We start from the raw sequence: 6,591 nt of genomic DNA on the forward strand, positions 1-6,591 counted from the left end.
AGGCCCCCTGCGATCAAAGCAATTCCGATCCTCGTTCTTCGTTCGTAGAGTGGAGGTATTCCACAGGAGACATGCAGACATGAACGCACTCGAAGGCCTCAAGGTGCTGGAGCTCGGCCAGCTCATTGCCGGACCGTTCGCCGGCAAGACGCTGGCGGAGTTCGGCGCCGACGTGATCAAGGTCGAACCTGCAGGCGTCGGCGACCCGCTGCGCAAGTGGCGGCTGCTGCGCGAAGGCACCTCGGTGTGGTGGGAGGTGCAGTCGCGCAACAAGCGCTCGGTGTGCCTGGACCTGCGCAGCACCGAAGGCCAGGAGGCGGTGCGCGCGCTGGCGCTCGAGGCCGACGTGCTGATCGAGAACTTCAAGCCCGGCACGCTCGAAGGCTGGGGCCTGGGCTGGGAACAGCTGCACGCACTCAACCCCCGGCTCATCATGCTGCGTATCTCGGGCTACGGGCAGACCGGCCCCTACCGGGACAAGCCGGGCTTCGGCGTGCTCGGCGAATCGATGGGCGGGCTGCGCTACCTGAGCGGCGAGCCGGGCCGGGTGCCGGTGCGCGTGGGCGTTTCGCTCGGCGACACGCTGGCGGCGCTGCACGGTGTGATAGGCGTGCTCACGGCGCTGCACCACCGCACGGCGCATGGCGGGCAAGGGCAGTTCATCGACGTGGCGCTTTACGAGTCCGTCTTCAACGTGATGGAAAGCCTGCTGCCCGAGTACGACGCGTTCGGCGTGGTGCGCGAGCGTGCCGGCAGCGCGTTGCCGGGCATCGCGCCCAGCAACGCCTACAAGTGCATCGACGGGCACCACGTGCTGGTGGCGGGCAATGGCGACAGCATCTTCCGCCGCCTGATGCGGGCCATCGAGCGGACGGACCTGGAGAACGACCCCGAGCTGGTGCACAACGACGGCCGGGTGCGGCGGGTTGAAGAGATCGACGCCGCCATCGAAGCCTGGACGATGCAGCGCAGCCGCGACGAGGTGCTGCTGGTGCTCGATGCGGCCGGCGTGCCGGTGGGGCGCATCTACTCGGTGGCCGACATCGCCACCGATCCGCAATACCTGGCGCGGCAGATGATCGTGGAGGCGACCACTGCCGACGGAGAAATGCTCAAGGTGCCGGGCGTCGTGCCCAAGCTCAGCGCCACGCCGGGGCGCATCGCGCATCCCGCGCCGCGGCTCGGCGAACACACCGGCGACCTGCAGGGCGCGGGCTGGCCGGTGCGCCACGCCCAAGAAAGCGAGGCCGTATGAAAGAAGGCAAGGGCAAGCGGCTCTTCATCAACGAAGTGGCCACGCGCGACGGCTTCCAGATGGAAAGCCGCTTCATTCCGACCGACGACAAGATCGCGCTTGTCGACCGTCTGAGCATGCTGGGCTACGCGAAGATCGAGGTGACCTCGTTCACTTCGGCCAAGGCGATACCGGCGCTGCGCGACGGCGAGGAGGTGATGCAGCGCATCGCACGCCGGCCCAGCGTGGTCTATACCGCGCTGGTGCCCAACCTGCGCGGAGCCGAGCGTGCGCTGGAGAGCCGCATCGGCGAATTCAACATCGTCATGTCGGTGAGCGAGACCCACAACCTCAGCAACCTGCGCATGACGCGCGAGCAGTCTTTCGCGCAGCTGGCCGAAGTCATCGCGCTGGCCAGGCAGGCCGGCGTGCCCGTGAACGTCTCGCTCTCATGCGTGTTCGGCTGCCCGATGGAAGGCGAAGTGCCGCTTGCCGTGGTGCAGGAATGGGTCGACCGTTTCGCAGCGCTGCGGGTGCAGGGCATCACGCTATGCGACACCACGGGCATGGCGTTTCCCACGCAGGTGCAGGCCCTCTGCGAAGCGGTGATGGCAAGGCACCCCGGCCTGCAATGGACGGCGCACTTTCACAATACGCGCGGCATGGGCCTGGCGAACACGGTGGCCGCGGTCGAGGCGGGCATCGAGCGGCTCGACATGTCGCTGGGCGGTATCGGCGGCTGCCCGTATGCACCCGGCGCGACGGGCAATGTGGCCACCGAGGACGTGGTGCACATGCTGCAATGCATGGGCTACGACACCGGCATGGATCTCGAAGGCCTGATCGGCGCCGCGTCGGAGCTCGAGACCCTGGTGCAGCATGACTTGCCGAGCCAGGTTTCCCGTGCCGGACATCGGCTCACGCGGCATGCGCCGCCGGCGGACTTCAACGACATCGCGGCGCGTGCGCATGCGCGCCGCGGCAAGGAGCTGCACGCATGATCGACCATCTGGACCACCTGGTTCTCACCACCACCGACGAAGAGGCTTGCACCCGCTTCTATGTCGACGTGATGGGCATGGCGCTGGAGACTTTCGGCACCAGCCGCAAGGCTTTCCGATTTGGCAACCAGAAGATCAACCTGCATGTGAAGGGGCACGAGTTCGAGCCCAAGGCGCAGCTGCCGACGCCGGGCTCGCTGGACCTGTGCTTCATTGCGAGCGTGCCGCTCGAGGACGTGATCGCGCGGCTGAAGGACAAGGGCGTGCCGATCCTCGAAGGCCCGGTGATGCGAACCGGCGCCACCTCGCGCATCCGCTCGGTCTATGTGCGCGACCCCGACCTGAATCTCATCGAGATCTCCGAGCTGGTGTCCTGAACGCCGCCGGAAAGACCGCCACCCTCAAAAAATATCGGAGACAAACCATGAAACCCACTCATCGCATTCTGGCCACCGCAAGCCTTGGCCTCGCACTGGCCGCCTCCGCAGCCGGTGCCGACACCTGGCCCACCAAGCCGATCACCTTCATCGTCCCCACCGCACCCGCTGGTTCCACCGACATCATGGCGCGCATGGTGGCAGACCCACTCCAGCGGGCATTGGGCCAGCCCATCGTGGTCGACAACAAGCCCGGCGCCAGCGGCAACATCGGCACCGAGGCAGTGGCGCGGGCCGCGCCCGACGGCTACACACTGCTGATGCAGTACTCGGGCTACCACGTCGGCAACCCCGCACTCTTTCCGCAGATCAAGTGGAACCCGACCAAGGACTTCGTGCCCGTGGCACTGGTCATGCGCGCACCGCACGTCGTCGCAGTGAGCGGCAAGCTGCCGGTCAACTCCATGAAGGAGCTGATCGAATACGGCAAGAAGAAGAAAGAAGGCGGCCTGTTCTACGCCTCGTCGGGCAACGGCTCCATCCAGCACATTGCGGGCGAGCTGCTGTCGCGGCAGGCAAAGCAACCGATGACGCACGTGCCCTACAAGGGCTCCGGCCCGGCCATCAACGACCTGATCGCGGGCAACGTCGACATGTTCATCACCACGCCGCCCTCGGTCATCGGCCACTTTGCAGGCGGGCGCATCAAGCCGCTGGCCTACACCGGCAGCAAGCGCCATCCGTCGATGCCCGACGTGCCCACCTCGGCCGAGGCTGGCCTGCCGGGCTACGAGGTGGAATCGTGGTTCGCGGTGTTCGCACCGGCCAAGACGCCGCCCGAGGTCGTCGCCAAGCTCAGCGCAGAGATCAAGAAGATCGTCGAGAGCGAGCCGTTCCGCAAGAAGGTGGACGAGCAGGGCGCCTTCGCAACCTACATGGACCCCGCGGCATTGGGCAAGTTCGTCGACCAGGAACTGGCGGCCTGGGCGAAGGTGATCAAGGAGGCGGACATCAAGCCGGACTGAGCGGCCGTCGGCGCCAGGATTGGCGGCAAACACCGCCAGGGTGATTGTCGCGAGGACGCAATGGGGGCAGCGTTGGTGCCTTTGCGAGCCTCGCGGTACTGGCACCGCCATCAGCGTGTGCGCCGCTGGGTGCGCTGAGTTCGTGTGCCGAGCCAGCGCATGACACTATCGGCGCATCGCAATCGCCCCCGGCTTCGTGCCGCTTTTTCTTTTGGGCCTCGCGTTGCAGATGTCTAGCGGCTCGGCTTTCGCATAGAACCTAAGCGTTATTTGTCCGACGCGCGTCGTTGCGGTGCCGCGACTCGCGGTGTGAAGTAAGTGGCGCTTTCGAGCTTAATCAGCGCGCTGCGAGATTCCGCGACATTTGTTCTGGCCTCTCGATCCCAGAATCCGGGCACGTGGTCGCCGGCATCGGCACCCCAGCACGTTGCCTTTCGCAGCGTGCGTTGCTGTCACATGGGCGATCAGGGAAGAACGAGATGAATAAGAATCTGTACCGTATTTTGTTCAACGCCAAGCGCGGTCTGAGGATGGTCGTGCAGGAGACCGCGAAAAGCACGGGCAAGGGTGCCGCCAAGGCCACAGGAGGCGGCGGGGCGGCGTCAGCGTCGGCAGCGGTGGTGCTCTTCGGTGCGCTGGTGGCGCTGCCTGGACAGGCCCAGATCGCCGGCGCGCCCAATGTCCCCGGCAACCTGCGCCCCACGGTGCTCGTGGCCCCCAACGGCACGCCCCTGATCAACATACAAACTCCGAGCGCCGCCGGTGTCTCGCGCAACGTCTACAGTGATTTCAACGTCGGCACCAATGGCGCCATCCTGAACAACAGCCGTTCGAATGTGCAGACCCAGCTCGGCGGCATCGTCCAAGGCAATCCTTATCTCGCCACAGGTGCCGCCCGCATCATTCTCAACGAAGTGAATGGCGGCAACCCGAGCCAGCTGCGCGGCTACATCGAAGTCGGTGGACAGCGCGCCGAAGTGGTGATTGCCAACCCCGCCGGCATCAACGTCGATGGCGCTGGCTTTATCAACGCGTCGAGAGCGACATTGACAACGGGCACGCCGCAGTTCAACGCCTACGGCGGCCTCGACAACTTCCTGGTGCGCGGCGGCACCATCACGATCAACGGCGCCGGCTTCGATGCCAGCAGGACCGACTACGCGGCCATCCTGGCACGCGCCGTCGAAGCCAATGCCGGCATCTGGGCGACCGAGCTCAAGGTGGTCACGGGTGCGAACCAGGTCAGCGCCGACCACAACCAGATCACGCCGACGGCAGGCACGGGCACGGCCCCCACCTTTGCCTTGGACGTCGCAGCCCTTGGAGGCATGTTTGCCGGGAAGATTTTTTTGGTGGGCACCGAGGCCGGCCTGGGCGTGCGCAACGCCGGCAGCATCCAGGCCGCGCCGGGCGCCACGGCACTGGCGGGGGCGGGGCAGCTCGTCGTCACCAGCGCAGGGCGTTTGGAGAACATCGGGACGATCCAGGCCTCGGCCGATGCGAACCTCTCGGCCTCGAACCTCGCCAACAGCGGCACCATCAGCAGCGGCAGCAATCTCAGGGTCACGACGCAGGGGAACCTGGTCAACTCGCTCAATGGTACGGGGGGCACGCTCGAAGCCCAAGGCGTGCAGCTCGCCAGCACGGCGGGCGACATCGACAACCGCGGCGGCACCATCCGCCAGACCAGCGGCGTGGCGCTCACCCTTGCCGCGCCGACGGTGAGTAACACGAGTGGCGGGGTGATCGGTCTCGAACCCGCACCGACGCCGACCGCTGGAACGGGAGGAACGACCGGCACGGGCACCACGTCAGGCGGCACCACCGGCACGGGCTCGACATCCGGCACCACCTCCACGACGACCAGCGGAACGACTNGGAACGGGAGGAACGACCGGCACGGGCACCACGTCAGGCGGCACCACCGGCACGGGCTCGACATCCGGCACCACCTCCACGACGACCAGCGGAACGACCTCGACGACGACCACGGCCCCTGCACCGCCTCCCATCGATCCGGGCACCATCACCGCCACCGGGGCAATCTTGAACGATGGCGGCAGGATCTACGCCGGGGGCCCGATCACGCTGCAAAGCGCGAACCTCATCAACAACGGCGGCACGCTGAGCGTCGCCAGCATGGCGCTGAGCCAGCCGAGCTTCTCCAACAACGGGGGCACCCTCAACGTTTCCGGCGCGTTCACGGGCAATCTGGGCACCTTCGACAACTCGGCAGGGACGCTGAACGCCGGCAGCCTGAACATCGCCACCAGCGGCGACCTCGTGAACACCGACGGCGTGCTGACCAGCGCCACCGACGCGACCCTTTCCGTGGGCGGGACGCTGGAGAACACACGAGGAACGATCTCGGCGACGGGTGCGCTGACCGCGAACGTGGCCGGAACGACCGTCAACGACGCCGGAACACTCGTCTCCAACCAGGCCCTGACCCTCCACACCGGCTCTCTCTCCAACACCCAGGGCAGCATCCAGTCGGCGCAGGCCGGTGTGCAGCTCGCGGTGGCGAACCAGCTCCTCAACGGCACCGGCGGCACCATCGGAGCGGCCACCGATCTCAATGTGCAGGCCGGTTCGCTGGTCAACGGCGGCAGCCTGCGCGGCGCGAACGATGCGACGGTGGCGGTCGGCGGCACCCTGACCAACGACGGCAGCATCACGACCGGACGCCATGCGACGATCGCTGCGGGCAGCTTGCAAGGCAGCAGCACCGGTGTGCTCGGCGCCGGCATCCAGAGCGACGGCACGCTGGCTGCGGCGGGTGACTTGGTCGTGACGACCAGCGGTGCCCTGGTGGCCCACGGCACCAACCTCGCGGCCGGCAATGCCACGCTGCACGGCGCGAGCGTCGATCTGTCATCGAGCAAGACCAGCGCGGCCAACATCGCCATCACCGCCACCCAGGGCAACGTCACCACCAGCCAGGCCGCGATCAC

General features: G+C 66.8%; 6 protein-coding genes. All 6 read left to right on the forward strand.

Going from position 1 to position 6,591, the window contains the following annotated elements; translation table 11 throughout:
- Positions 1–79: 79 nt before the first annotated feature.
- Complete coding sequence (locus ASC78_RS20975) at positions 80–1,255, forward strand: CaiB/BaiF CoA transferase family protein (protein WP_055805668.1); 1,176 nt, start codon at positions 80–82, stop codon at positions 1,253–1,255.
- On the forward strand, positions 1,252–2,235 hold the full coding sequence (locus tag ASC78_RS20980) for a hydroxymethylglutaryl-CoA lyase (RefSeq protein WP_055805671.1): 984 nt from the start codon (positions 1,252–1,254) through the stop codon (positions 2,233–2,235). Before ASC78_RS20975 ends, ASC78_RS20980 begins: the two co-directional genes overlap by 4 nt.
- The gene (locus ASC78_RS20985) at positions 2,232–2,612 is read left to right on the forward strand and encodes a VOC family protein (protein WP_055805674.1); all 381 of its coding nucleotides are present in this window, start codon (positions 2,232–2,234) and stop codon (positions 2,610–2,612) included. Before ASC78_RS20980 ends, ASC78_RS20985 begins: the two co-directional genes overlap by 4 nt.
- Positions 2,613–2,659: 47 nt before the next feature.
- Positions 2,660–3,637 carry a Bug family tripartite tricarboxylate transporter substrate binding protein gene (locus tag ASC78_RS20990; RefSeq protein WP_055805677.1) on the forward strand — a complete coding sequence of 326 codons (978 nt, stop codon included), beginning with the start codon at positions 2,660–2,662 and terminating at the stop codon, positions 3,635–3,637.
- A gap of 479 nt (positions 3,638–4,116) precedes the next feature.
- Positions 4,117–5,514: two-partner secretion domain-containing protein (locus tag ASC78_RS28105; protein WP_235505159.1), on the forward strand; the 1,398-nt coding region annotated here is incomplete at its 3' end.
- A gap of 169 nt (positions 5,515–5,683) precedes the next feature.
- Positions 5,684–6,591, forward strand: a 908-nt coding sequence (locus ASC78_RS28110) for a hypothetical protein (protein ID WP_235505160.1), incomplete at its 3' end; no start/stop codon positions are given.

This window comes from Variovorax sp. Root318D1, assembly GCF_001424835.1.
Taxonomy (GTDB): Bacteria; Pseudomonadota; Gammaproteobacteria; order Burkholderiales; family Burkholderiaceae_C; genus Variovorax.

What these genes read in the sequence shown, in the direction of transcription:
- ASC78_RS20975 (WP_055805668.1), top strand. Translation starts at nt 80, where the DNA reads ATGAACGCACTCGAAGGCCTCAAGGTGCTGGAGCTCGGCCAGCTCATT.
- ASC78_RS20980 (WP_055805671.1), top strand. Translation starts at nt 1,252, where the DNA reads ATGAAAGAAGGCAAGGGCAAGCGGCTCTTCATCAACGAAGTGGCCACG.
- ASC78_RS20985 (WP_055805674.1), top strand. Translation starts at nt 2,232, where the DNA reads ATGATCGACCATCTGGACCACCTGGTTCTCACCACCACCGACGAAGAG.
- ASC78_RS20990 (WP_055805677.1), top strand. Translation starts at nt 2,660, where the DNA reads ATGAAACCCACTCATCGCATTCTGGCCACCGCAAGCCTTGGCCTCGCA.